The sequence below is a fragment of the uncultured Xanthomarina sp. genome (genome assembly GCF_963971605.1).
GTDB classification, from domain to species: Bacteria; Bacteroidota; Bacteroidia; order Flavobacteriales; family Flavobacteriaceae; genus Xanthomarina; species Xanthomarina gelatinilytica.
Window position 1 is genome coordinate 1 of the sequence record NZ_CAXATZ010000038.1, and the last position, 23,556, is coordinate 23,556.

The following is a 23,556-nucleotide window of genomic DNA, read 5'->3' on the forward strand; positions in this document are numbered from 1 at the left end:
ATGCCAAACCAATCGCATAGCCTAATAATGGTCCCTAAGTTTCCCGGATCACGTACATTGTCCAATGCTACCAATAGTTGATTGGTATTGATGGCTTTGGGTTCTGGAATTTTAAAAATGGCCAAAGCAGTATTTGGAGTCTTTAAAAAGCTTATTTTTTTCAATTCCTTTTCAGAAACAACCGTTTCCAGATTGGCATCAATTTTGAAGGAATTGGTTGTGTATAACTGTTGTAAACTAAATTGGGACGCGAGCAATTCGTTAATGGTCTTAACACCTTCGGCAACAAATAATCCCTGTTGTAGTCGGTATTTTTTTTGTTTTAAACTCGTTATTGTTTTTATTTGACTTTTAGATAACATTCAAACTTATTTAAATATATTTTTCAATTGAAATAATGTATTTTTGAGTTTGATTGGAGCAACTGAAAATTACTCTAAAAAAACACCAACTCTTTTATTACTAGTTAATTTATTTGTATTTGAAACTACAATTCTCAAAAATAGTATTATTTATTGTAATTACTGGTTTTTTGTATTCTTGTAATTCTGTAAAAAGAGTTCCTGAAGACAAGCACTTACTTGTAGAAAACTCCATTTATGTTAACGGTAAAAAGAACAATACAGAACGTATTAACAACTTGTTGTTTCAGCAACGCAACAAAAAAATCATCAACATACCTTTAAGGCTCTATATTTACAATGCAGCCAGACCCAATATCGATTCTATAGTTAATGCCAATATAGACTCCAAACCAAAAAAAAGAAAAAGGCTTGAACGTTTTCTTTCCAAAAAACAATTGGACAAATATATCGAGGCCAGAATTGGTTTTAACAATTGGCTTAAAACCACAGGTGAGGCTCCAGTAATTGTCAATAAGGAAAAGATTGAAAAATCTGAAAAACAACTGGAAGCTTACTATTTTAACAATGGCTGGTTTAATGTAGATGCCACCTCAAAAACCGATACCTTGGAAAACAAAAAAGCCACAGTAAGCTATTTTGTAAAAACCGGCAAACCCTATATTATAGATTCCCTTACCACAAAAATAGCCTCTCCAGTAGTAGACTCCATCTATAAAGTAAGCGAAAAGCAATCGTTTATTAAAAAAAACGAGCAATATAGAACAGCTACATTTGCCAACGAAAAAGACAGGATTACAAAAGACTTAAGGAATTCTGGTGTGTACCATTTTAGTCAGGATTATGTGTATTTTGATATGGACACCATCAATACCAACAATAAAGTACAGGTAGAATTGCAAATTTTAAACAGGTCTGTTAGAACCGAAGATTCCACCTATAAAGAACCTTTTAAAATTTACAAAATTAAAGAAGTCAATGTTTTCACGGATTTTTCTTATGAAAACAAAGACTTGGAAATTGTGGATTCCACCAACTTTAAAAATTTCAACCTGTATAGTTTTGGCAAAATGCGCTTCAAGCCCAAAGCCATAACTGATGCCATTTTTATAACTCCTGGAGATGTGTTTAGGGACAAAGACAGATCCAATACCTATAGACATATTAACAATTTACAGACGTTTAAGCATCCAAGCATAGACTATGTTGAAAATCCAGACACCACACTCACTGCCAACATTTTACTGACTCCCTATAAAAAGTTTGGTTTAAACTTTAGTGCAGAAGTGTCTCAAAGCAACATTCAATCCATTGGTTTAGCATTTAACCCAAGTCTGCTCATGCGTAATGTTTTTAGAGGCGCCGAAACCTTGGAATTATCGGCTTTTGGTTCTATTGGCGCTTCAAAGGATGGTGGAGACGAAAACGATCCCTTTTTTGACATCAACGAACTTGGTGTCGATTTAAAACTTACTATCCCAAGATTGTTTTTTCCATTTAATACCGAAAAAATCATTCCTAAAACCATGTTTCCTAGTACCAGGATTTCAATCTCTACGTCCAGTCAAACCAATGTTGGTCTGGACAAACAAACGGTTTCTGGAATTTTTAATTATAAATGGTACCCTTCTAATTTAGTGACCAACAGATTGGATTTATTCAACATTCAGTTTGTTAAAAACTTAAACCCAAACAATTATTTTGGTATTTATGGTAATTCTTACGATGCCTTAAACGACATCTCTAAAGACATCGGTTATAACAATGGAGAAGACTTAACATATCCCAACCAAACCGATGCGTTTATAAACGATGTGCTTACTGGCAACACCTCCTTGCAACCTGGAGACTCAGAATATGACGATGTATATTCCATAAACGAAAGAAAAATAAGGCTTACTGAAGACAACCTGATCTTCGCCACCAATTTTAATTTCACCAGAGACAACAGGGAAAACTTGTATGACGAAACGTTTTCCATCTTTAGGTTTAAGATAGAATTGGCTGGAAACTTGTTTTCTGCCATTTCCAAAATTGGAAATTTACCAAAAAACGATGCTGGTCAATACGAAATGTTCAATGTAGCATACTCACAATATATTAAAACAGAATTCGATTATATTAAACATTGGGACTTGGGCAAGAAAAACGTTTTGGCCCTACGCAGTTTTGCCGGAATAGCCATTCCTTATGGCAATTCCACAAACATTCCCTTTTCCAAGAGTTTCTTTGCAGGTGGTACAAACGACAATCGTGCTTGGACCGCTTACAGTCTTGGGCCAGGAAGTTTAGACAGTAACGACGAATTTAATGAAGCCAACCTTAAACTCGCTTTTAATATTGAACATCGCTTTAACATCTTCGAAAAATTCAATGGAGCCCTGTTTATCGATACAGGAAATATTTGGAACGTTTTTGATGATGTTACAGACCCAAAGGCCACCTTCACCAATTTTGCATCCTTGAAAGATATTGCCATTGGTTCAGGTTTTGGCTTAAGATACGATTTTGGCTTTGCTGTGTTCCGTTTCGATATAGGCTTTAAAACCTACGATCCGTCTTATCCTGAAAACAATAGATGGTTTAACGATTACAATTTTTCAAACGCTGTTTATAACATAGGTATCAATTACCCGTTCTAAGCTATTTAATTTTCTTATTTTTGTAGTTTCAAACTTTATAACTATATAATTATGGCTCACAACATTAAACCTGGAGTTGCAACAGGACAAGAAGTTCAAGATATATTTAAACTGGCAAAAGAAAAAGGCTTTGCTTTACCAGCTGTAAACGTAGTAGGCTCCAACAGCATCAATGGTGTTTTGGAAACTGCAAGGGATTTAAATGCACCAGTTATTATCCAGTTTTCTAATGGTGGTGGTGTTTTTAATGCAGGTAAAGGATTGAGCAATGAAAACCAAAAAGCCGCCATTGCAGGTTGCATTGCAGGAGCCAAGCACATCCATTTAATGGCAGAAGCTTACGGAGTTCCTGTTATTTTACATACAGACCATTGTGCTAAAAAACTGTTGCCTTGGATTGATGGATTGCTGGATGCCAGCGAACAACATTTTAAAGAAACCGGAAAACCGTTATACAGTTCTCACATGATTGATTTAAGTGAAGAACCTATTGAAGAAAACATAGAAATCTGCAAATCTTACCTGTCCAGAATGAGCAAGATGGGAATGACCTTGGAGATAGAACTAGGAATTACTGGTGGCGAAGAAGATGGTGTGGACAACACAGATGTGGACGATTCCAAACTTTACACACAACCAGAAGAAGTAGCTTATGCCTATGAAGAATTAAGCAAAATAAGCAAGCAATTTACCATTGCTGCTGCCTTTGGCAATGTACATGGTGTGTATAAGCCTGGAAATGTAAAATTAACACCTAAAATCCTTAAAAACTCTCAAGAATACGTTTCAAAAAAGTTTGGTGTAGGCCATAACCATATTGATTTTGTTTTTCATGGTGGGTCTGGATCTTCAGTTGAGGAAATTCGTGAAGCCATAAGCTATGGTGTGATTAAAATGAATATAGACACAGACATGCAATACGCTTTCATGTCTGGGGTTAGGGATTATATGAAAGAAAAAGAATCGTATCTGCAATCACAAATTGGAAATCCTGAAGGAGACGATGTTCCAAATAAAAAATATTACGACCCAAGAGTTTGGTTACGTAAAGGCGAAAACACCTTTGTAGAACGTTTAAAAAAGGCTTTCGAAGATTTAAACAATGTAAATACTTTATAAAAAAATATAAGTGTTTCCACATTATTAAAAACAAAACTATAATTTTGTGGTCTAGCTTAACACGAATCGGTTTTATCCAAACTTTTAAAATCGGTACTTAAAATCTAAAATCGTTAATCGATATGTCTTGGTTTAAAAGAAAAGAAAAAGGAATTCAAACCACAACCGAACAAAAAAAGGACACCCCTAAAGGTTTGTGGTATAAATCCCCTACTGGAAAAATAGTAGATACCAAAGAATTGGAACAAAATTTTTATGTGAGCCCAGAAGATGGTTACCACGTAAGAATTGGGAGTAAGGAATATTTTGAAATTTTGTTCGATGACAATAAATTTAAGGAACTGGATCCTAAATTGGAATCCAAAGACCCTTTAAAATTCGAGGACACAAAAAAATATCCAGACCGTTTAAAAGCGGCGATGGAGAAAACCAAATTAAAAGATGCCGTAAGGACAGCCGTTGGAAAATCCAAAGGAAAAGATTTGGTTGTTGCTTGTATGGATTTTTCGTTTATTGGTGGTTCCATGGGTTCTGTGGTTGGCGAAAAGATTGCTCGTGCAGCAGACTATTCCCTAAAAAAGAAAATCCCTTTCATGATTATCTCCAAATCTGGAGGTGCCAGAATGATGGAAGCAGCTTTATCCTTAATGCAACTGGCCAAAACTTCAGTTAAATTAGCGCAACTGGCAGATGCTGGAATCCCTTACATCTCATTGTGTACAGATCCAACAACTGGTGGAACCACAGCTTCCTTTGCCATGTTGGGCGATATCAATATTAGCGAACCTGGAGCCTTGATTGGTTTTGCAGGACCACGTGTTGTAAAAGATACCACTGGACAAGAACTACCGGAAGGCTTTCAAACCTCTGAATTTTTACTGGAACACGGTTTCTTGGACTTTATAACACACAGAAAACATTTAAAAAGCAAAGTAAATCTATATATTGACTTGATTACCAATCAACCTATAAGGGAATAAACAAGCTTGATATGAAATAAAAAATGCGACCCATAGTGGTCGCATTTTTTTGCTTTATGAAAAAAAACTTTATCAGTTTAAAACTATATCAATTTCAGTACCATCTGTAAAGGTGAAAGTTGCTAAGTTATCACAGGCTCCTTCCCCATAGTCTAACACGCCTCCAAAAAATGTGCGTTCCACATCTATGGAACCACTTACAATATGATAGCAAGTTACCTCACGACGCAATGGCAGAATAATCTCATAAGAATAAGAGCCTCCATTTACAAAACTTGCATTCCAATAACCTGTAAACTCAAATACATTGTCGGTAAAAACACCTGTATCAAATCCTTCAATCCACTCCCTAACAATCTGCCCTTCCCTGGAAGCTTGCATGCCATTTGGCCAAACAACCGTTAAATCAACCGTATGGGTAAACTGAGGATTACCTTGATCGTTGGAAAGTTCCTTTAAAATGGAATTGTTCCCCATAACATGTTTGTTATCAAAATAAAAGTTGTTTAAAACATATCCTAAGAAAATGTTTTGCGCTTGTGGATCGCGCTCATAGGTAATAACTATTTGCCCTTCATAAAGATGGCCTCTAATGATGCAGCCACCTTCAGCAAAGTCAACGGTCAACTGCCTAAAGTTTTGTTCCATATCCAGGCTCACAGTCACACAAGTATCAAAAGCTGTTCTGGAGTTCATAATCCCTTTTGCTTCTGTGCTTTCCTGATCTTCATATATTTCAATAATGACATCTTCCAAGGATGCAGAAATTTGGTCCATTTCAGTAGATTGTACCATTTCGGTAAGGTCCTCTTCTTGAGAAACCGGCTCAGTAGATTCATTATCAGTACAAGCCGTAAATAAAAGCCCTAAAAACAAAAGACTTAAAAGGGTTTTGGTTTTTAATTTCATGGTTTTCATAATTGTTTTTTTTAAGGTTAAGATGTTGTTAAAACGTGATTTTTGTTAAAAAATTATGAATCCCCTCAAAATAAAATATTTACAAAAGATTGCAATTAGTGAAAAAGTAGTATATTTGCAGCTTGAAAGAAAAACTTTCATCACTGTCCAACTGTAATTGGGCCATACATAAAAATCATTTAAAATAATATTGGAATGTATTTAACTAAAGAAGTAAAAGAAGAGATTTTCGCAAAACACGGTAAAGGGAAGAACGATACTGGTACTGCAGAAGGTCAAATTGCGTTATTTACGCACAGAATTAACCACTTAACCGAACACCTAAAAAACAATCGTAAAGATTACAACACAGAGCGTTCGTTAGTAAAACTGGTAGGTAAGCGTCGTGCATTACTTGACTATTTAACTAAAAAGGATATCTTGAGATATCGTGCCATTGTTAAAGAATTAGGATTAAGAAAATAATCACATTATTAAGAGGCTTCGCGCCTCTTTTTTGTTTTAAAATAACTCATACGTAAGAGTCTAACATACGTAAATAAGAAGCTATTCATAGTTTTTCATTGGTCAGGCATTACATGCCATTTTCTACTACTACAACAACACAACCCTGTCCGTCCAGTATGGCGGAGACCATTGTTTAATTAGAATTAAAAAATTTATGATTCCAAAAGTTTTTAAAGAGGTCATAGACCTTGGCGATGGCAGAGAAATCTCCATCGAAACCGGAAAATTAGCCAAACAGGCTCATGGTTCGGTAGTTGTTCAATCAGGAAAATGTATGTTGTTATGTACAGTTGTTTCCAATTACCAACAAAGCGACGTGGACTTCTTACCTTTAACGGTAGATTATCGCGAAAAATTTGCAGCTGCAGGACGTTATCCTGGAGGATTCTTCAAAAGAGAAGCAAGACCAAGTGATGGCGAAGTATTGACCATGCGTTTAGTGGACAGGGTATTACGTCCATTATTCCCTAAAGATTATCATGCAGAAACCCAAGTCATGATTCAATTAATGTCTCATGACGATGATGTTATGCCAGACGCCATGGCTGGATTGGCAGCTTCTGCAGCCATTCAGTTATCCGATATTCCTTTTGAAACACCAATTTCTGAAGCAAGGGTTGGACGTATCAATGGTGAGTTTATCATCAACCCTACTCAGTCCCAATTATTGGAATCTGATATAGACATGATGATAGGTGCATCGGCCGATTCAGTAATGATGGTTGAAGGTGAAATGGATGAGATTTCTGAAGAAGAAATGGCAGAAGCCATTAAATTTGCTCATGAAGCCATTAAAGTACAATGTGCTGCTCAGGTAAAATTAGCTGAAGCTGTTGGCAAAAAAGAAACACGTGAATACGAGCCAGAAAGAGAAGATGAAGACTTGGCAAAGAAAATTCACGAGATGGCTTACGATAAAGTATATGCTGTAGCCAAAGCAGGTTCTTCCAAACACGAAAGAAGCACAGCCTTTGCTGAAATTAAAGAGGAAATAAAAGCCACGTTTTCTGAAGAAGAACTGGAAGATTTGGGTGGTTTAATTTCCAAATATTACAGTAAAGCCGAAAAAGCTGCCATTAGAGACCTAACCCTAAACGAAGGATTGCGTTTGGATGGACGTAAAACCACAGACATTAGACCTATTTGGTGCGAAGTGGATTATTTACCATCAACACATGGTTCTGCTATTTTTACTCGTGGGGAAACACAAGCCTTAGCAACTGTTACCTTAGGAACCAGTAGGGAAGCCAACCAAATAGACATGCCGTCTTTTGAAGGCGAAGAACGTTTTTATTTACACTACAACTTCCCGCCATTCTCAACAGGGGAAGCAAGACCTATACGTGGTACCTCTAGACGTGAAGTTGGACATGGTAACTTAGCACAACGTGCCTTAAAAGGCATGGTTCCAGAAGATTGCCCATACACAGTGCGTGTGGTTAGTGAAGTATTGGAAAGTAACGGGTCGTCTTCTATGGCAACGGTTTGTTCTGGTACTATGGCACTTATGGATGCTGGAGTGCAATTAAAAAAACCCGTTTCTGGTATTGCCATGGGATTAATTTCTGAAGGCGACAAATATGCTGTTTTATCTGATATTTTAGGTGATGAAGATCATTTAGGCGATATGGATTTTAAAGTAACAGGAACTGCAGATGGAATCACAGCTTGCCAAATGGATATCAAAGTAAAAGGCTTATCGTACGAAATTCTTGTTAAAGCTTTAAAACAAGCAAGGGAAGGACGTTTACATATTCTTGATAAATTGGTGGAAACCATAGCACAACCTAATGCCGATGTAAAAGCACATGCTCCTAAAATGATAACCAGAAGAATTCCAAACGAATTTATTGGAGCCCTTATTGGTCCTGGTGGAAAAGTTATTCAGGAATTACAAAAAGAAACCAAAACAACCATTGTTATCAATGAAGATCCAGAAACCGAAGAAGGTATTGTGGAGATTTTAGGTACCAATCAAGATGGTATTGATGCTGTTTTGGCAAAAATAGATGCTTTATTGTTCAAACCGGAAGTTGGAAGCATTTACGAAGTAAAAGTCATTAAAATGCTTGATTTTGGTGCCGTAGTGGAATATACTGAAGCTCCAGGAAACGAAGTCTTGTTACACGTAAGTGAATTGGCTTGGGAACGTACAGAAAACGTATCGGACGTGGTGAACATGGGAGACGTTTTTGATGTGAAGTACTTTGGAGTAGATCCAAGAACCAAAAAAGAAAAAGTATCTAGAAAAGCCATCTTGCCTAAACCTGAAGGGTTTAAGGAAAGACCCCCTAGAGACAACAATAGAGACAACAGAGGTAACAATCGTGGACGTGACAACAGACGTGACGATAGAAAACCAAGAGACAACAACAAAGATTAAGCTACTACTTTGTTAGGATATTAAAAAGCCCATTAAATTATTTTAATGGGCTTTTTACTTTAGTATAAATAATTGATTTATTTAAAATACTCCACTTTTCGGGCATGGTTATTGTGGCTAAGTAAAAAACTTAAAACTACTAACTATGAAAATTCTCAAACTCACATTCCTATTATTATTAATTTTTACAACTTCATGTTCTGATGATGCAGATGACAAAATAATAACCAATTCTGATCCTAAATATAATACGGTAGAAATTATTGAAGCAGATTCAGATTTGTTTCAATACCTCGTAGAAATTGCAACAGACGAAGAACAACCAGAATTAAGCATTGCTTGTATAAATTTTATATACCCTTTAACCATTTATACTTTTAATGAAACAAATGAATATATCTCAACTTCAGTTATTGAAGATGATACACAGTTTAGTACTTTTTTAGAAGCTATAGACCTAACATATAGTATAAGTATTAGTTTTCCAATTACAAGTACTTTACTCTCTGGAGATGAAGTTATTATTAATACTAAGGAGGAATTAAAAGACGCAATTGATTATTGTTTAGATGAGGAGTTAATTTTAGAGTGTAGCACACTAATACAAAACTGTGTTTTGAAAGTTGGATATAGCTATAATTATGATAACACATATTTAGGTGGAATATTTATAGAAGAAGATGGTGCTACAAACTTTACTATGGATGGTATATTATTTAATGGATCCTGGACTGTATTTATAATTGAACATGAATTACATATAAATATTAATCTAATTAATGCTGATGAAACTGGTGATTTTTTCAATTATGATTGGAAAGTTGAGTATATAGATGGAAACTCTTTACTACTAACAAATGAAAATCGTGAACTTGTTTTAAACCAAAGATGTGATGCAAATTTTGAAGAATGTAGTAACTTTATTTTCGAAGAATGCGAAACACAAGTAGATAGTGGTATTTCAGAGTTTATATTAGATGACTATACCTATTGTATTTTTGATACTTTAGAATTAGAAGATACATTTGAGATAAGCTATTACCTAACAGAAGACGATGCTGTTAATATGATTAATGCTTTAGCCTCTGACATTGCATTTATAAACACAGAAGATAATCAATCTATTTATGTTAGAATAGATGATCTAGAAAATAACATACAGTATTATGCTATAATTACATTAGCATCTATTAGTTGTTAAATTATAATTAATAAAAAAAGGCCCATCAAATTTTGATGGGCCTTTTTTTATTATAAATGAATCTTTATTTAGGAATATAAGTCTTCATGGCTTCCATTTGTTTCTCATCTAAAATGGAGCCCATTTCTTTTTGAAAGCTTTCATCGCTCAGTAAAGCCGATTGAATCCTGTCTGTATTATCACTGGAACCCATCAATTTATCAGCTCCCAGACTGCCCATCAACTTTTTAAATTTCTCGCTTTTTAATTGACTTACCACCAATCCAGAAACTTGCTCTTGTTGTTTTTCGTTTAAATTCAACTTTTTAGTGAAACTCTTTACTTGATCTGCTGCCAAGTTCTCAATCATGGAATTCCCCGAAGAGGAATCACTCTTTGCCATAGTGGACAAGTCCTGTGCGGAAATGTGCATCATACTACAAGCAAAAAATAGAAATAATAGTTTTTTCATATGGATATGTTTTGTTTTTGTATAAGTCTATCAAGATAATAAATTATATGCACATCCTTATTATTTTGAATTTTAAAAAAAATAACCCGCTTCTTTTGTAACAAAAATTGTTCTTTTAACGTATAAGTATAACATTAAAGAAACAACTTAACTTATTTATAGGCATTCATTAGATGAGACAACTTAAAATTACCAAGCAGGTTACCAATAGAGAGACTGCTTCGTTGGACAAATATCTTCAAGAAATTGGAAAAGTTGACTTAATTACAGCAGACGAAGAAGTAGAATTAGCACAACGTATTAAAGCAGGCGATCAAATTGCCTTGGAAAAGTTGACAAAAGCTAACTTACGTTTCGTTGTTTCTGTAGCGAAGCAATACCAAAATCAAGGATTAACCTTACCAGATTTAATTAACGAAGGGAATTTAGGACTTATTAAAGCAGCACAACGTTTCGATGAAACACGTGGTTTTAAATTTATTTCGTATGCCGTTTGGTGGATTAGACAATCCATTTTACAAGCCTTGGCAGAGCAATCCCGTATTGTGCGTTTGCCCCTTAACAAAATTGGTTCTATCAATAAAATAAATAAAACCTTTGCGTTTTTAGAGCAAGCCCATGAGCGTCCACCAAGTGCTGAAGAAATAGCCAAAGAACTGGACATGACCATTAACGATGTTAAAGAGTCCATGAAAAATTCCGGCCGTCACGTAAGTATGGATGCGCCTTTGGTTGAAGGTGAAGATTCCAACCTTTACGACGTGTTGAATAGTGGTGAGTCTCCAAATCCTGATAAAGATCTGTTACACGAATCTTTACGCACGGAAATTGAAAGAGCCTTGGAAACCCTTACTCCTCGTGAAGCAGATGTAATTAGACTCTACTTTGGATTAGGAAATCAACATCCTATGACCTTGGAAGAAATTGGAGAAACATTCGACCTGACCAGGGAACGTGTTAGACAAATTAAAGAAAAAGCCATTCGTAGACTGAAACATACGTCTAGAAGCAAAATATTAAAAACCTATTTAGGATAGTAATCTTTAATGAGTACTACTAAATAACAGCAACAAACAGTATAATATATCCACTTTTGTGGATATGAAAACTGTTCGTTTTTTGATTGATGAAAGAAGCCAGAGCTGATTACTCTGGCTTCATTTTTTTACCTATTTTTGCAGAAACAACACATAAACTCAACAATGAATTCAAAATTAATAGCACCTTCCATGTTGGCAGCCGATTTTGGTAACCTGCAACGCGATGTGGAAATGGTAAACAACAGTGATGCCGATTGGTTTCATATAGATGTTATGGATGGCCATTTTGTCCCTAACATTTCTTATGGCATGCCAGTAATACAAGCCATGAAAAAACATGCCACCAAACCTTTTGATGTGCATTTAATGATTGAAAAACCTGAACGTTACATTGAAGACTTTGCTAAGGTTGGTGCAGATATTATTACTGTTCATTACGAGTCTACAGTGCATTTGCACAGAACACTTACCCAAATTGAAGATGCAGGTTGTAAAGCTGGAGTGGTCTTAAACTTAACAACGCCAGTTTCGGTGTTGGAAGATATTTTACCCAAATGTTTCATGGTTCTGCTCATGTCCATAAATCCGGGTTTTGGTGGCCAAAAATTTGAAGACATAACCTACAACCGAATCAAGAAACTAAGACGCATGATTGATGAACAAGGTTTAAGCACCAAAATTGAAATTGATGGTGGCGTAACCGATAAAAACATCAAACAACTGGTGGAAGCTGGCGCAGATGTTTTTGTTGCAGGAAGCCATGTGTTTAAAAGCGAGAATCCTACAGAAACCATCAAACAATTAAAACAAATTGCCAATTCATAAAAAAAAGCTCCTTTCGGAGCTTTTTCAAGTTAGAACTAATAATTAATTGGTTAGAATTGTTCTAAAAGGTAATTTATTAAATCTGTGGTGGTAACAATACCTACAAGTTTGTTGTTGTCTACAACTGGTAATGCATGGAACTCTTTTTTAGCCAATATTTCTGCAACTTCCTTAATTGTGGTTGTAGAACTCACGCTGGTTAAGTTCTTGGCCATAACCTGCTCTATGGTAAACATGTTGTAAACAACAGTGTCCACATTTTCCTCATCTTCATCAACAGCATCGGCAAAACTGATTCTCAATAAATCGGTATAGCTTAACATGCCAATAATTTTTTCGCCACTAACCACGGGAATGTGCCTGATTTTTTTGCTTTTAAATATCCGTTCAGCCGTTTCCAAATCGTCTGTATGATTTAAGGTGATGACTTTTTTAGTCATTATGTCTGAAATTGGTGCTCTTTTCTTCATGTGTTATTGGTTTTAAATTCAGTTCTAAAATTATGAATTAAAAATGCGAAAAATCATGATAAATGTCATCATACATAATAATATCTCATATTTTTTCGTTTAAAATTATAAATTTTGCAATTAATTGTTTTTTTACTACTTTTAAAATATAAGTTTTAATCATGAACAGAAGGCACTTTTTAAGAAAATCAGGAAAGGCGTTATTGGCAATCTCAGCTATTTCAATAACAGCTTCTGTTGCAACTTCTTGCAGCAGTGATGATGACAACGGCTCTTTTGATGATGGCTATTATGGAGACGGTTATTATGACGATGGCTACTATGATGACGGTTATTACGATGACGGTTATTATGACGATGGCTATTATGATGACGGTTACTATGACGATGGTTATTATGATGATGGCTATTATGGCGGGTAATTGATTGCTAATATCAATTATATTTTTAATTTCCCTACTTAAGGGTCTCAAAATCCCTATGTCTTGACGAACATACTTTTTTTGCACGATACCTCTTTATCAACTCCCAGAGGTGCCGAACTTACCATCAATCAACTTATTTCACATCCTTCTAGCAATAAGTTTCAGCTTACATTAGATAATCTTAAAAACATTTCAGTTACAAAAAAAAGCATTCACTGGGCCCAGTTGGTTGTGGTTTGCAGCACATCGCGTTGTCGTTATGAAATTGAACTAATCGAGTTTCTATTATCCATCAAACAACCGTATGTAAAAATAGAATTTGATTACAATTTTTGTTTGAGACGTAACATACTTTGCACAGTGGACAGAAAGATTAGCAGCTGTTGCGACACTAAAAAATTCCATCTGTACCGAAAACTGTTTGCCAAAGCCAAACTGAATATATTTCAATCTCCCAAGCATTATCAATCCCATTATGAGTTTTATGGCGAAGCCATTTCAAACTATAGCATAAAGCCTCCTACAGTGTCTGTTGAAGATCTTCAGCCTTCAAAATTTAAAGATGAAGACAATATTCCTTTTTTTGGGGATTTAAATTTTTTAAAAGGAGGAAAAGCTTATGTTGCTTATGCCAAAGCTCATCCTGACAAAACATTTCCTGTTTATGGAAAAAACCAATTAAGAGAACCACTTCCTGAAAATATAAGTTTCCATGAGCCCGTTTCAAACAAAGAAGTGTTAAGGATTTTAGGACAGACCAAAACCTTTATTTGTCAGCCTGTTTGGCCTGAGCCATCAGGGAGATTGGCTGCAGAGGCATTTCTTTCTGGTTGTAACATTCTTGGCAACGACAGAATTGGCACTTTTTCCTTTGATTTCTATCCAGACAATAAACCAAAGGCTATAGAAGAAATGAAAGCTGCCTTACACGATTTCTGGCTTGAAGTGGAAGCCATTTTAAACACAAACAAACAACCTCAAGAAATTTCCTTGGGCCAAGTCCTGGTTTATAAAAGTTATGGTGGCCTAGGCGATATCTTTTTTGCCATTCCTGCCATCAATAAATTGGCTTCTGTATCGAGTAGCTTAAGTTTTGCCGTAGCTCCTAGATTGGTTTCCTTTTTTTCCAAGCACTTAAAAAATATCAATATTATGAACGAAGAAGTGGCCAGATTAAAAGAAGATAATTTTGACCACATATTCGAACTTGGCAATTATCCCGCTTTTAGAGGCTACGATTTGCCTCATGCCCTAAAATACCCAACCCATAAAAAAGTTAAACAACATGCCATCCAGCATTATATAGATACAGTGTCAAAACTTCATATTTCAATAGACAATAGCTATAAGGAGTATCCCTTTTTTAAACAACAAAAAACCAAGGGCCGGAAATATTTTACAGTTCATCATGGTGCAGGTTTTTTGCTTAAAATTTGGCCTACGAAAAAATACGCACAACTTATTGAAACCTTAGCCAAACTTTTTCCTTATTTAGACTGTAAAATTATTATGGGCCCAAACGATCCTGCCATTGAACCATATTTCTCAAAGCCCATGTCGCATATAAGCTATATTACAGGAGACATGAACGAGGTTGGGGAAGCACTTTCAGGAGCTTTGTTCCACATTGGCAACGATGCTGGAATTACACATGTTGCTGGAGCCTATAATATTCCTACAGTAGGGATTTATGGTCCAACTGGCCCTGGAAGTTGGGGAAATTTTGCCCAATACAACGAATTGATTTGGGGTAAAAAAGGGGTGTGCAACGTTAGATGTAATTACGATGTTATTTTGAATTGCGAACATAAAATCTGTTTAAATTCCGTAACTGTCAACAGGGTTCTTGAAGCGCTTTACAAAGTGCTACAAAAAGCCTATTCCAATGAAAAATCCATTTTAAAAACCAACCCACAAGCAATACTGGATTTTGGCAAAAACGATTGTTTGATAAAACTTTACGACAACGAATTTTTATTGGAATATCATAACAAAAACATGAAACTTCAAGTTGAAACCTTATTGAAAAAAGAATGCTTAATGGATTCAAAGGATGATAACATGAAATTGGTATTAGACGTTTTAATACAACAACAGGTTGTTTTTTATATTCCCAATTTCCAGAAACACAATAACGCAACTTGCCAAGAAATAGAGACTAAAACTCTAAAAAATTCAATTAATACCCAGAGAAATTGAAATTTAGCATTTGCTTTACCAGAGCATAGATTTTAGGGAAATGTTGATGAAACTCATTGGGAGATTCAATAAAGGTCTCTAAAATCACGGCCAGCAACTCAAAGTCGTTTGTAAAGGCGTAATTTCTTAGATATTCGGAGTGAACCAACCGGGACCTCAAGGCATCGTTGTTTGAAAGTAATTCCCTCAGTTCGTTAAAAGTGTCCAGAAATATAACCGAATTTATATCGTTTTGGTAGATGCTATTAAAATGAATGGCATGTGCAAACTCATGAATGGCCAGGTTTAATTTATCATCTTCTATTCTAAATCCTTCCATGAAATGATCCCAAGACAGCACCAATGTTTTTAGATTCACATGAAATTCCCCTTTGTGGTAATCGTCATTTACGGTTGAATAATATTGGGTTGGATAAACTATGATGGTTTTTATGGATCTAATAATATAATCCCTAAAACCAAAGGTAAGCATAACAGCAGTTGCAGAAACCAACACTTTTACCTCATCCGTAATTAAAAACCCTTCGTTCCCCACAAATTGTTTTTGTTTGATAAAAGTTGCTACCCTATGTTTAAAATAAGCTTTTTTTCTTTTATTCAGTCTGTTATAAAAGGTGAATTGTTGTTTTAATATGCTTTCTTGCTTTGCCGACAACTTGTTTAAAAAAGGATGGAAATATATAAAAACGGGACGTTTTGTTATAAACATAAAGCCCATTTCAATGCCATCAAAAACACTCACTGCTATTTGTCTCAACCATATGGAAACTATTACAAGTAAAAACCCAAGCAGAACAACTAAAATAAAAAGTCCTATATAATAATCTTGTTCTGGGGCAATTATGGGCATGGAAATTAAAATCTAATCTTACAATATTAGAAAAAAATAAATTGAAAAAAACAAAACACCCAAACTTTCAAATGCAAGCAAACCTGATTTGATGTTTGGATGTTTTATTTATTGTGACCTCGAGAGGATTCGAACCTCCAACCCTCAGAGCCGAAATCTGATATTCTATCCAATTGAACTACGAGGCCATTAATTAACTAACTATTTTTCCTTTCAAAAACTCTCTTCCACTTCCAGTTTTAAAATACTTTTCACGAAAAATTGCTTCCGGTTTTGTTTTAAAAGTTTCAAAGTAAACTAATCTCCAGGGCAAATATCCTTTTGTAGATTTAGTTTTTCCTGTATTATGTTCTTTTAAACGCTTTGCAACATCATTGGCGTGACCTTTATAAAGCCTTCCGTCAATATCACTTCGCAAAACATATACATAATAAGATTTTATATTCTATAAACCTGATATTCCCTGCCTGCCGACAGACAGATACCAGGCCTTAAAAGATCTACTGGATTTTAAACCTGGTAGACCGTAGGTTTTCTGTTAAGACAGTTTAGCCCTTACAATATTAGAAATAGTTTTTCCATCGGCTTTTCCAGCCAATTCCTGACTTACAATCCCCATAACTTTCCCCATATCTTTCATCCCTTCTGCTCCAATGTTTTCTATGGTCATAACGACTACCTTTTCTATTTCTTTTTCGGTAAGCGCCTCTGGCAAAAATTGGGAAATCACTTCTGCTTCTGCCAATTCTGGAGCTGCCAAATCTTCACGACCTTGTTCTAAATAAACAGCTGCACTGTCTTTTCGCTGTTTTACTTGTTTTTGAAGTATTTTAAGCTCTTGTTCTTCCGTCAGTTCTTCTTTGGCTCCACTTTCTGTTTGAGCCAATAAGATGGCCGATTTAACAGCCCTTAACGCTGTTAACGCTGTTTGATCTTTGCTTTTCATGGCTTCTTTTAACGCAGCCATGATTTCTTGTTGTAGACTCATTGTTTCTATTTTAAGAGGCTACGAAGATAACAAAAAGTATGCAGTTAAACCTACTGCTAAGCTTATGCATTATCAAGAAATTTTTTGAGTGACAAAAAAGAAAAACCCGAAGAATCCAATGGACACTTCGGGTTTTGAAAGAAGCCCTAAAACTAAACTTAATTACTATTAATTAATCTACATTATCGTGCAAGAACGAATTGTTGCTCCTAAATTGTATGTCGTCGTTATCGTCTATACTCACACTGGTTTTAGACATGTTGGTTTCTGATGAATGTTGTGTCTCATCCAGATCTATCCCACGACGTTTGTAGGCTGGTGTTTTTTCTATATCATCAATTTTGGAATTATTGAATTTATAGTTGAAATCCTTCATTTTACGTCTTCTTTCCTCTGCACGTTCTTTTAACAGTTCGGAAATTGGCGTATTCATAGGGTCTATTTCCCCAGAAGTTTCCTCAGTTTCCTGTGGTTTTACAACCTTTTTTTCGAAAACTATTTCTTTGTCCAACTCTTCAGCAATCTCAATAACTTTTTCTTGCTTCTGATTTTTGTTGATCCCAGATTCTATTTCCACATAATCATCCAAAGCATATCTGGTTTCACCATGTTCATTGGTTTCGGTTACCGGAATAATTTCAACATAATCGTTTACAGGAATCTTTTTTATGTTTTCGTCCAAATCATGGACCACAAAGTCATCATCCTTGTTTTCTATGTTCGAATTGCTTATGGGCATATCAAAAGTAAGCGTGATCTGTTGTTCTTCTTCAAATTCAATTTTTGGTTCCTCAACTGTATTTTGAACTTCAGTAATCACAAAATCTTCTTCCTCGGCATTTACCAACACCTCATCGTAAACCACATCCATATTTTTTATGGCTTCCGTAGTTGGAACGAGTTCATTTTCGCTTAAAATGTGATTCGGACCATCCAACTCTTCCAGTTCATCCAAATCCAAAGTATGCTTCACAACTGGTGGTTCTTTTTTCTCTTCCAACTCAATGTTGGGAGTAATAATTGGAGGTGCCTGTTCTTTTTTGGTTAAATCTTGCTCAAAAGGTTTGTCCTCTTCCAAGGCATGAATCACTTTTTTAGCTTCGGTATTTGAGATTTCATCCTGCTGATCGATATTAAATCCTGTAGCAATAATGGTAACAGCAATAGATTCTTCTAAAGATTCGTCTTCCCCAACTCCCATAATGATGTTGGCTCCATGACCAGCTTCATTTTGAATATGATCGTTGATTTCACCTATTTCATCTATGGTAATTTCTTGGGAACCAGAAACAATAAGCAGCAATACGTTTTTGGCTCCAGTAATTTTATTATCGTTTAATAGAGGGGAATCTAAGGCTTTGCTAATGGCATCGTGTGCCCTGTTTTGTCCTGAGGATGTGGCAGAACCCATAATGGCCGTTCCACTGTTGCTTAATACGGTTTTAGCATCACGTAAATCGATGTTTTGCGTATAATGATGCGTTATTACCTCTGCAATACCACGTGCAGCAGTTGACAATACCTCGTCTGCTTTAGAAAAACCTGCTTTAAACCCTAGGTTTCCATATACTTCTCGAAGTTTGTTGTTGTTGATTACTACCAAAGAATCTACCACACTACGTAGGTTTTCAATTCCTATTTGGGCTTGCTCGTTACGCATTTTTCCTTCAAACTGAAAAGGCATGGTAACAATTCCAACCGTTAAAATATCCAGATCTTTGGCCATTTTAGCAATTATTGGTGCTGCTCCTGTTCCAGTGCCTCCACCCATTCCAGCTGTAATAAAAACCATTTTGGTATTGGTATCCAACATGCGCTGGATATCTTCAAAACTCTCGATAGCAGATTTTTCCCCTACATCCGGATTTGCACCAGCTCCCAAACCTTCGGTTAAGTTAACACCTAATTGAATTTTGTTTGGAACACCACTATTTTGAAGTGCTTGTGCATCTGTATTACAAATTACAAAATCGACTCCTTTAATACCTTGCTGGAACATGTGGTTGATAGCATTGCTGCCTCCACCGCCAACACCTATGACTTTTATAACATTCGATTGGTTTTTTGGTAAATCGAATGAAATATTGCTTTCGAATTCTTTGTTGCTGCTCATGAATTTCGTTTTTTAATTATTCTATTACTTTTTGCGATATTTTTAAATATCCGTTTTTGGATTAATTCTTCTTTATGTTGGTTTTTAGCTTTACTCTGCGTTATCTAAAAAATCTTTTACCCGTTCCGTCAATTTATCTAAGAACGAACGTCTTTCCGGTTTTTGTTTAGGTGGCTCTTCCACATCTTCTGGCTCTACTTGAGGCGCTACCTCAGCCTGTTTTTCAATTTTTTCGGCCTTTTTGCGTTCCTGTCTTTTTAAGCCATCCATAACCAATCCCACTGCTGTGGCATATAAAGGACTGGTAATCTCGTCGTCACTGTCTCCTGCCAAATGCTCGTTTGGATAGCCTATTCTGGTATCCATTCCTGTTATATATTCTACCAGTTGCTTTAAATGCTTTAACTGAGCGCCTCCTCCTGTTAAAACAATCCCAGCAATCAGCTTCTTTTTTTGTTCTTCGTGACCGTAATTTTTTATTTCCACGTAAACCTGTTCCACAATTTCCACAACCCTTGCATGAATTATTTTAGACAGGTTTTTAAGCGTAATTTCTTTAGGATCCCTTCCTCTTAACCCTGGAATGGATACAATCTCGTTTTCTTTATTTTCTCCTGGCCATGCAGATCCAAACTTTATTTTCAATAATTCGGCTTGTTTTTCTATGATGGAACATCCTTCTTTTATGTCTTCTGTTATCACATTTCCTCCAAATGGGATCACAGCTGTATGACGAATGATGCCATCTTTAAACACAGCCAAATCTGTGGTTCCTCCACCTATATCAATTAAGGCTACACCTGCTTCTTTTTCTTCCTGACTTAAAACTGCATTTGCCGATGCCAAGGGCTCCAAGGTGATGCCCTCTAGATTTAAACCAGCACTTTTTATACAGCGTCCCACATTTCTTATAGAAGACACCTGACCAACAACCACATGGAAATTGGCCTCCAAACGGCCTCCGTACATTCCAATAGGCTCTTTAATCTCTGCTTGCCCATCTACTTTATACTCCTGTGGCAAGACATGGATGATCTCTTCTCCAGGAAGCATGACCAATTTATGTACTTGATTGATCAATCGTTCTATATCTTCTTCATCAATAACCAAATCGGAATTTGGCCTGGTTATATAATCGCTATGCTGTAGGCTCCTAATATGCTGACCAGCTATACCTACAGTGACATTTTCAATTTTAAATTCGGAAGCAGCTTCGGCTTCTTGTGCTGCCAATTGAATAGATTGAATGGTTTGTGTAATATTATTTACAACACCACGATGCACGCCTAGACTTTTGGATTTTCCTATTCCCAAAATCTCAACCTTACCATACTCATTTTTACGACCAATCATGGCCACAATTTTTGTGGTTCCTATGTCTAATCCTACTGCTATATTGTTTTCCATAGTTTATATTTTAGTACACACAACCTGACTATCAAACTGTAAATTAACATTCGAATAACGATTTAGCGATTTTTCTTTTAAAGCTTTGTTATAGAAAGCTTTTAAATTCATAATTTTTTTATCCAAATTTTTTAAACTTCCTAACTGGACTGTAAAATTGCATTGTCTGAATTTTAAAAAAAATGTGCTTTTTTCTGTTTGTTCAATCTCTATAACATGTTTCTTTAAAAAGGCATCTGCTTCAATTTTTTGAGCTAGCTTAAAAACATGTGTTAGGTTATTTTTTTCAACAGTTCCAGTTACAAGAGGTACTCTAGCAGTGTAATTAGGTGACAAAGGCATATAACTTCCCTGGTCATCTATGTAATAAGATGCATGTGTACTTACTCTTGCTATAGGTTTTTTTTGTTCAATATCTACCGTAAGTTGTCCATTTACAGACAGATACACTTGGGCAGACTTGACCATTTGATTAGAATTCAGGGCAGCTTCTAAATCATTCAAATCTAAAGTTTCTTTAGACTTATTTTTAACACTCTCCTTATTTTGTATTAACAATTTACTAACATTCTCATGGGTTAGGAAAAGGTTGTTGTCCCCTTTAAAATGAATGATAGGTTGAGACACTTTTCTATCCATATTTTTTGCTGAAGAAAAGGCATATAAAAACACTACCAATATCAGTAGGGCAACCATTTTTATGTAATTCCAATTAACTCGCAACGCTCAATGCTTTTTTAATGTGTTTTACTTCTTCTCCTATATCGCCAGCACCAATGGTTAAGACTATTTGGGCTTGACTCTCTTTTATTTTTGAAACAAGCTCGGATTTATTGATTACCTGTTTGTTTTTAGTTTCCATTTTATCCAATAACCAAGCAGATGTCACACCTTCAATTGGCAATTCCCTAGCTGGATAAATATCCAATAGCATCACCTCATCAAACTGCGACAGGCTTTTGGCAAATTCGTCTGCAAAATCCCTTGTCCTACTAAAGAGATGTGGCTGAAATACAGCCAACACTTTTTTTCCGGGATACATCTCTCGCACAGCTTGGTAAACAGCATTGATCTCTTCTGGATGATGTGCATAATCATCAATAAAAACCAACTCATCTGTTTGGATGTGATAGGAAAATCTACGTTTTACCCCTTTGTAGGATGCTAAAGCTTTGGCGAGCTGTTGGTGAGGGCAACCATACGCTACAGCCATCGCCAAGGCTATTAATGCATTCGACAGATTATGTCTACCAGGTAGGTTAAATTGTAAATTTTCCAAGGTGGTTTCTGGTGTTTTAACATCAAAAACATACATCCCATTTTGTATCGTTATATTGTGAATGGAATAGTCTGAATCATCTTCAATTCCATAGGTAATTCCATGAATTGGCAGTCCGTTTTTAACAAACAACTTGCCTTGTGCTTTCACGCGTTTTGAAAACCCTTCAAAGGATTTTACCAACTCTTTAGCGTCTCCATAAATATCCAAATGATCTGCATCCATTGATGTGATACATGCAATATCTGGAGAAAGCGTTAAAAACGACCTATCAAACTCGTCTGCCTCAACCACAGTTACTTCGGTTCCATTAAGAATTAAATTGGAATTGTAATTTTCACTAATTCCTCCAAGAAAAGCTGTTACTGGCAATTGGCATTCGTATAGCAAATGCCCTAAAATACTGGTCGTTGTTGTTTTGCCATGAGTACCTGCAACCGCCAAACAAAAAGTGTTCTCTGTAATAATGCCTAAAATTTGCGATCGTTTTAAAACAGTGAAACCAGGCTGATTTTTAAAATAAACCAATTCCATGTTGTCTTTTGGGATCGCAGGCGTGTAAACCACCAAAGTGGTATCGTAATTAAAAAAAGGCTCTGGTATGTTTGACACCGAATCATTAAAATGAACCTGAATACCCAAGGTCTCCAAAGCGTCGGTGATCTCTGTTTTGGTTTTATCGTATCCAGAAACACGTTTGTTTTTGGCATGGAAATATCTGGCCAAAGCACTCATGCCTATACCTCCAATTCCTATAAAATAAACGTTATGTATGTTGTCTAAATTCATTTAAAACCTACTTTTGCAACAATGCCTCTACCTCGTCTGCTATTTGTTTGGTAGCATGCACCAATGCTAATTTTTTTATATTCTCGCTTAATTCATTTTGCTTCTCTATGGAAGCCATTAGTTGTGAAAACTTATTTTCAAAATCCACATCCAATTCATCTTCTTTTATCAACAAAGCTGCCTTTTCGTTTACAATGGCCATGGCGTTTTTGGTTTGATGATCTTCAGCCACATTTGGCGATGGTATGAAAATAACAGGTTTCCCAACAATACACAGTTCTGAAACCGAACTCGCTCCTGCTCTTGAAATGATAACATCGGAAGCTGCATAAGCTAAATCCATTTGGTTTATGAAAGCATGTACTTGAACGTGTTTGGTGTTATTATAGATTTTATACTGGTCGAAATACAATTTTCCACATTGCCAAATAACCTGCATGTTATGAGCTAGGATAAAATCCAATTCTTTTTCTATTAGCTCATTAATCCGTTTGGCCCCTAAACTGCCTCCCAATACAAAAAGTGTTTTTTTGTCTTTACTAAGCTCAAAATTTGCTTGGGCTTGTTCTTTTTTGGTATCAATATCCATCGAGCAGGTAAGTCTTCTA

The 23,556-nt window shown here is 35.7% G+C and carries 21 protein-coding genes, 1 tRNA gene and 1 pseudogene; 10 read left to right on the top strand and 13 right to left on the bottom strand.

Features of this window, described 5'->3' with window-relative positions; genetic code table 11:
- Positions 1-362 (bottom strand): annotated as a pseudogene (locus AACY93_RS11670) (RNA methyltransferase); the annotation flags it as partial.
- Positions 363-481: 119 nt separating this feature from the next.
- Between AACY93_RS11670 and AACY93_RS11675 the strand changes: the two are divergent.
- The 3 genes from AACY93_RS11675 to accD all read left to right on the top strand — a co-directional run bounded on the left by AACY93_RS11675 (position 482) and on the right by accD (position 5,103).
- On the top strand, positions 482-3,004 hold the full coding sequence (locus AACY93_RS11675) for a BamA/TamA family outer membrane protein (protein ID WP_286853644.1): 2,523 nt from the start codon (positions 482-484) through the stop codon (positions 3,002-3,004).
- Between the two features lie 51 nt (positions 3,005-3,055).
- Positions 3,056-4,123 (top strand): class II fructose-bisphosphate aldolase, encoded by a 1,068-nt coding sequence (gene fbaA, locus AACY93_RS11680; RefSeq protein ID WP_286853645.1) that lies wholly within the window; start codon positions 3,056-3,058, stop codon positions 4,121-4,123.
- A 122-nt stretch (positions 4,124-4,245) separates the two neighbouring features.
- Complete coding sequence (accD, locus tag AACY93_RS11685) at positions 4,246-5,103, top strand: acetyl-CoA carboxylase, carboxyltransferase subunit beta (protein WP_286853646.1); 858 nt, start codon at positions 4,246-4,248, stop codon at positions 5,101-5,103.
- Between the two features lie 72 nt (positions 5,104-5,175).
- Here the strand turns inward: accD and AACY93_RS11690 are convergent, their stop codons facing one another.
- Complete coding sequence (locus AACY93_RS11690; RefSeq protein WP_286853647.1) at positions 5,176-6,021, bottom strand: hypothetical protein; 846 nt, start codon at positions 6,019-6,021, stop codon at positions 5,176-5,178.
- A 195-nt stretch (positions 6,022-6,216) separates the two neighbouring features.
- Here AACY93_RS11690 and rpsO point away from each other — a divergent pair, with 195 nt between their 5' ends.
- The 3 genes from rpsO (at position 6,217) to AACY93_RS11705 (ending at position 10,112) form a co-directional block, all read left to right on the top strand.
- Positions 6,217-6,486: a 30S ribosomal protein S15 gene (gene rpsO / locus AACY93_RS11695; protein WP_007648339.1), complete on the top strand. Its 270-nt coding sequence runs from the start codon at positions 6,217-6,219 to the stop codon at positions 6,484-6,486.
- Positions 6,487-6,682: 196 nt separating this feature from the next.
- The gene (locus AACY93_RS11700) at positions 6,683-8,911 is read left to right on the top strand and encodes a polyribonucleotide nucleotidyltransferase (RefSeq protein ID WP_286853648.1); all 2,229 of its coding nucleotides are present in this window, start codon (positions 6,683-6,685) and stop codon (positions 8,909-8,911) included.
- 145 nt (positions 8,912-9,056) lie between these two features.
- Positions 9,057-10,112: a hypothetical protein gene (locus tag AACY93_RS11705; RefSeq protein WP_286853649.1), complete on the top strand. Its 1,056-nt coding sequence runs from the start codon at positions 9,057-9,059 to the stop codon at positions 10,110-10,112.
- 64 nt (positions 10,113-10,176) lie between these two features.
- Here the strand turns inward: AACY93_RS11705 and AACY93_RS11710 are convergent, their stop codons facing one another.
- The gene (locus AACY93_RS11710) at positions 10,177-10,563 is read right to left on the bottom strand and encodes a hypothetical protein (protein ID WP_155949890.1); all 387 of its coding nucleotides are present in this window, start codon (positions 10,561-10,563) and stop codon (positions 10,177-10,179) included.
- Between the two features lie 173 nt (positions 10,564-10,736).
- On the opposite strand from AACY93_RS11710, the gene AACY93_RS11715 reads away from it, so the two are divergent.
- Together AACY93_RS11715 and rpe are read left to right on the top strand one after the other, a co-directional pair.
- The gene (locus tag AACY93_RS11715; RefSeq protein WP_007648330.1) at positions 10,737-11,600 is read left to right on the top strand and encodes a sigma-70 family RNA polymerase sigma factor; all 864 of its coding nucleotides are present in this window, start codon (positions 10,737-10,739) and stop codon (positions 11,598-11,600) included.
- 165 nt (positions 11,601-11,765) lie between these two features.
- Positions 11,766-12,428 (top strand): ribulose-phosphate 3-epimerase, encoded by a 663-nt coding sequence (rpe, locus tag AACY93_RS11720; protein WP_007648328.1) that lies wholly within the window; start codon positions 11,766-11,768, stop codon positions 12,426-12,428.
- Between the two features lie 50 nt (positions 12,429-12,478).
- On the opposite strand, the gene AACY93_RS11725 is transcribed toward rpe, so the two are convergent.
- Positions 12,479-12,898, bottom strand: coding sequence for a CBS domain-containing protein (locus AACY93_RS11725; protein ID WP_007648322.1), 420 nt, complete (start codon positions 12,896-12,898; stop codon positions 12,479-12,481).
- 161 nt (positions 12,899-13,059) lie between these two features.
- Here AACY93_RS11725 and AACY93_RS11730 point away from each other — a divergent pair, with 161 nt between their 5' ends.
- A complete protein-coding gene (locus AACY93_RS11730; protein WP_007648321.1) occupies positions 13,060-13,320 on the top strand; it encodes a hypothetical protein in 261 nt (86 codons plus the stop codon).
- A 63-nt stretch (positions 13,321-13,383) separates the two neighbouring features.
- Positions 13,384-15,522 carry a glycosyltransferase family 9 protein gene (locus AACY93_RS11735; RefSeq protein ID WP_286853650.1) on the top strand — a complete coding sequence of 713 codons (2,139 nt, stop codon included), beginning with the start codon at positions 13,384-13,386 and terminating at the stop codon, positions 15,520-15,522.
- Here the strand turns inward: AACY93_RS11735 and AACY93_RS11740 are convergent.
- From AACY93_RS11740 to AACY93_RS11780, 9 genes are all read right to left on the bottom strand, one after another.
- Positions 15,503-16,372 (bottom strand): zinc-dependent peptidase, encoded by an 870-nt coding sequence (locus AACY93_RS11740; protein WP_286853651.1) that lies wholly within the window; start codon positions 16,370-16,372, stop codon positions 15,503-15,505. The two genes, AACY93_RS11735 and AACY93_RS11740, sit on opposite strands and share 20 nt — an antisense overlap.
- A 114-nt stretch (positions 16,373-16,486) precedes the next feature.
- Positions 16,487-16,560, bottom strand: a tRNA-Arg gene (locus AACY93_RS11745).
- A 5-nt stretch (positions 16,561-16,565) separates the two neighbouring features.
- Positions 16,566-16,814 (bottom strand): GIY-YIG nuclease family protein, encoded by a 249-nt coding sequence (locus tag AACY93_RS11750; protein ID WP_007648318.1) that lies wholly within the window; start codon positions 16,812-16,814, stop codon positions 16,566-16,568.
- Between the two features lie 96 nt (positions 16,815-16,910).
- On the bottom strand, positions 16,911-17,360 hold the full coding sequence (locus AACY93_RS11755; protein ID WP_286853652.1) for a GatB/YqeY domain-containing protein: 450 nt from the start codon (positions 17,358-17,360) through the stop codon (positions 16,911-16,913).
- Between the two features lie 172 nt (positions 17,361-17,532).
- Complete coding sequence (ftsZ, locus tag AACY93_RS11760; RefSeq protein ID WP_007648316.1) at positions 17,533-19,473, bottom strand: cell division protein FtsZ; 1,941 nt, start codon at positions 19,471-19,473, stop codon at positions 17,533-17,535.
- A gap of 90 nt (positions 19,474-19,563) precedes the next feature.
- Complete coding sequence (gene ftsA, locus AACY93_RS11765) at positions 19,564-20,880, bottom strand: cell division protein FtsA (RefSeq protein WP_007648315.1); 1,317 nt, start codon at positions 20,878-20,880, stop codon at positions 19,564-19,566.
- Between the two features lie 3 nt (positions 20,881-20,883).
- Entirely contained in the window at positions 20,884-21,519 is a 636-nt protein-coding gene (locus AACY93_RS11770) for a hypothetical protein (RefSeq protein ID WP_339612063.1), read from the bottom strand.
- A 73-nt stretch (positions 21,520-21,592) separates the two neighbouring features.
- The gene (gene murC / locus AACY93_RS11775; protein WP_286853654.1) at positions 21,593-22,948 is read right to left on the bottom strand and encodes a UDP-N-acetylmuramate--L-alanine ligase; all 1,356 of its coding nucleotides are present in this window, start codon (positions 22,946-22,948) and stop codon (positions 21,593-21,595) included.
- A 7-nt stretch (positions 22,949-22,955) separates the two neighbouring features.
- Positions 22,956-23,556: glycosyltransferase (locus AACY93_RS11780; RefSeq protein WP_339612065.1), on the bottom strand; the 601-nt coding region annotated here is incomplete at its 5' end.

Bases quoted from the DNA above. Each gene is read 5' to 3' on its own strand.
- AACY93_RS11740 (WP_286853651.1), bottom strand. From the start codon at position 16,372: ATGCCCATAATTGCCCCAGAACAAGATTATTATATAGGACTTTTTATT.
- AACY93_RS11705 (WP_286853649.1), top strand. From the start codon at position 9,057: ATGAAAATTCTCAAACTCACATTCCTATTATTATTAATTTTTACAACT.
- AACY93_RS11730 (WP_007648321.1), top strand. From the start codon at position 13,060: ATGAACAGAAGGCACTTTTTAAGAAAATCAGGAAAGGCGTTATTGGCA.
- rpe (WP_007648328.1), top strand. From the start codon at position 11,766: ATGAATTCAAAATTAATAGCACCTTCCATGTTGGCAGCCGATTTTGGT.
- AACY93_RS11755 (WP_286853652.1), bottom strand. From the start codon at position 17,360: ATGAGTCTACAACAAGAAATCATGGCTGCGTTAAAAGAAGCCATGAAA.
- AACY93_RS11725 (WP_007648322.1), bottom strand. From the start codon at position 12,898: ATGAAGAAAAGAGCACCAATTTCAGACATAATGACTAAAAAAGTCATC.
- AACY93_RS11700 (WP_286853648.1), top strand. From the start codon at position 6,683: ATGATTCCAAAAGTTTTTAAAGAGGTCATAGACCTTGGCGATGGCAGA.
- AACY93_RS11715 (WP_007648330.1), top strand. From the start codon at position 10,737: ATGAGACAACTTAAAATTACCAAGCAGGTTACCAATAGAGAGACTGCT.
- rpsO (WP_007648339.1), top strand. From the start codon at position 6,217: ATGTATTTAACTAAAGAAGTAAAAGAAGAGATTTTCGCAAAACACGGT.
- accD (WP_286853646.1), top strand. From the start codon at position 4,246: ATGTCTTGGTTTAAAAGAAAAGAAAAAGGAATTCAAACCACAACCGAA.
- fbaA (WP_286853645.1), top strand. From the start codon at position 3,056: ATGGCTCACAACATTAAACCTGGAGTTGCAACAGGACAAGAAGTTCAA.
- AACY93_RS11770 (WP_339612063.1), bottom strand. From the start codon at position 21,519: ATGGATAGAAAAGTGTCTCAACCTATCATTCATTTTAAAGGGGACAAC.
- ftsZ (WP_007648316.1), bottom strand. From the start codon at position 19,473: ATGAGCAGCAACAAAGAATTCGAAAGCAATATTTCATTCGATTTACCA.
- ftsA (WP_007648315.1), bottom strand. From the start codon at position 20,880: ATGGAAAACAATATAGCAGTAGGATTAGACATAGGAACCACAAAAATT.
- AACY93_RS11690 (WP_286853647.1), bottom strand. From the start codon at position 6,021: ATGAAAACCATGAAATTAAAAACCAAAACCCTTTTAAGTCTTTTGTTT.
- murC (WP_286853654.1), bottom strand. From the start codon at position 22,948: ATGAATTTAGACAACATACATAACGTTTATTTTATAGGAATTGGAGGT.
- AACY93_RS11710 (WP_155949890.1), bottom strand. From the start codon at position 10,563: ATGAAAAAACTATTATTTCTATTTTTTGCTTGTAGTATGATGCACATT.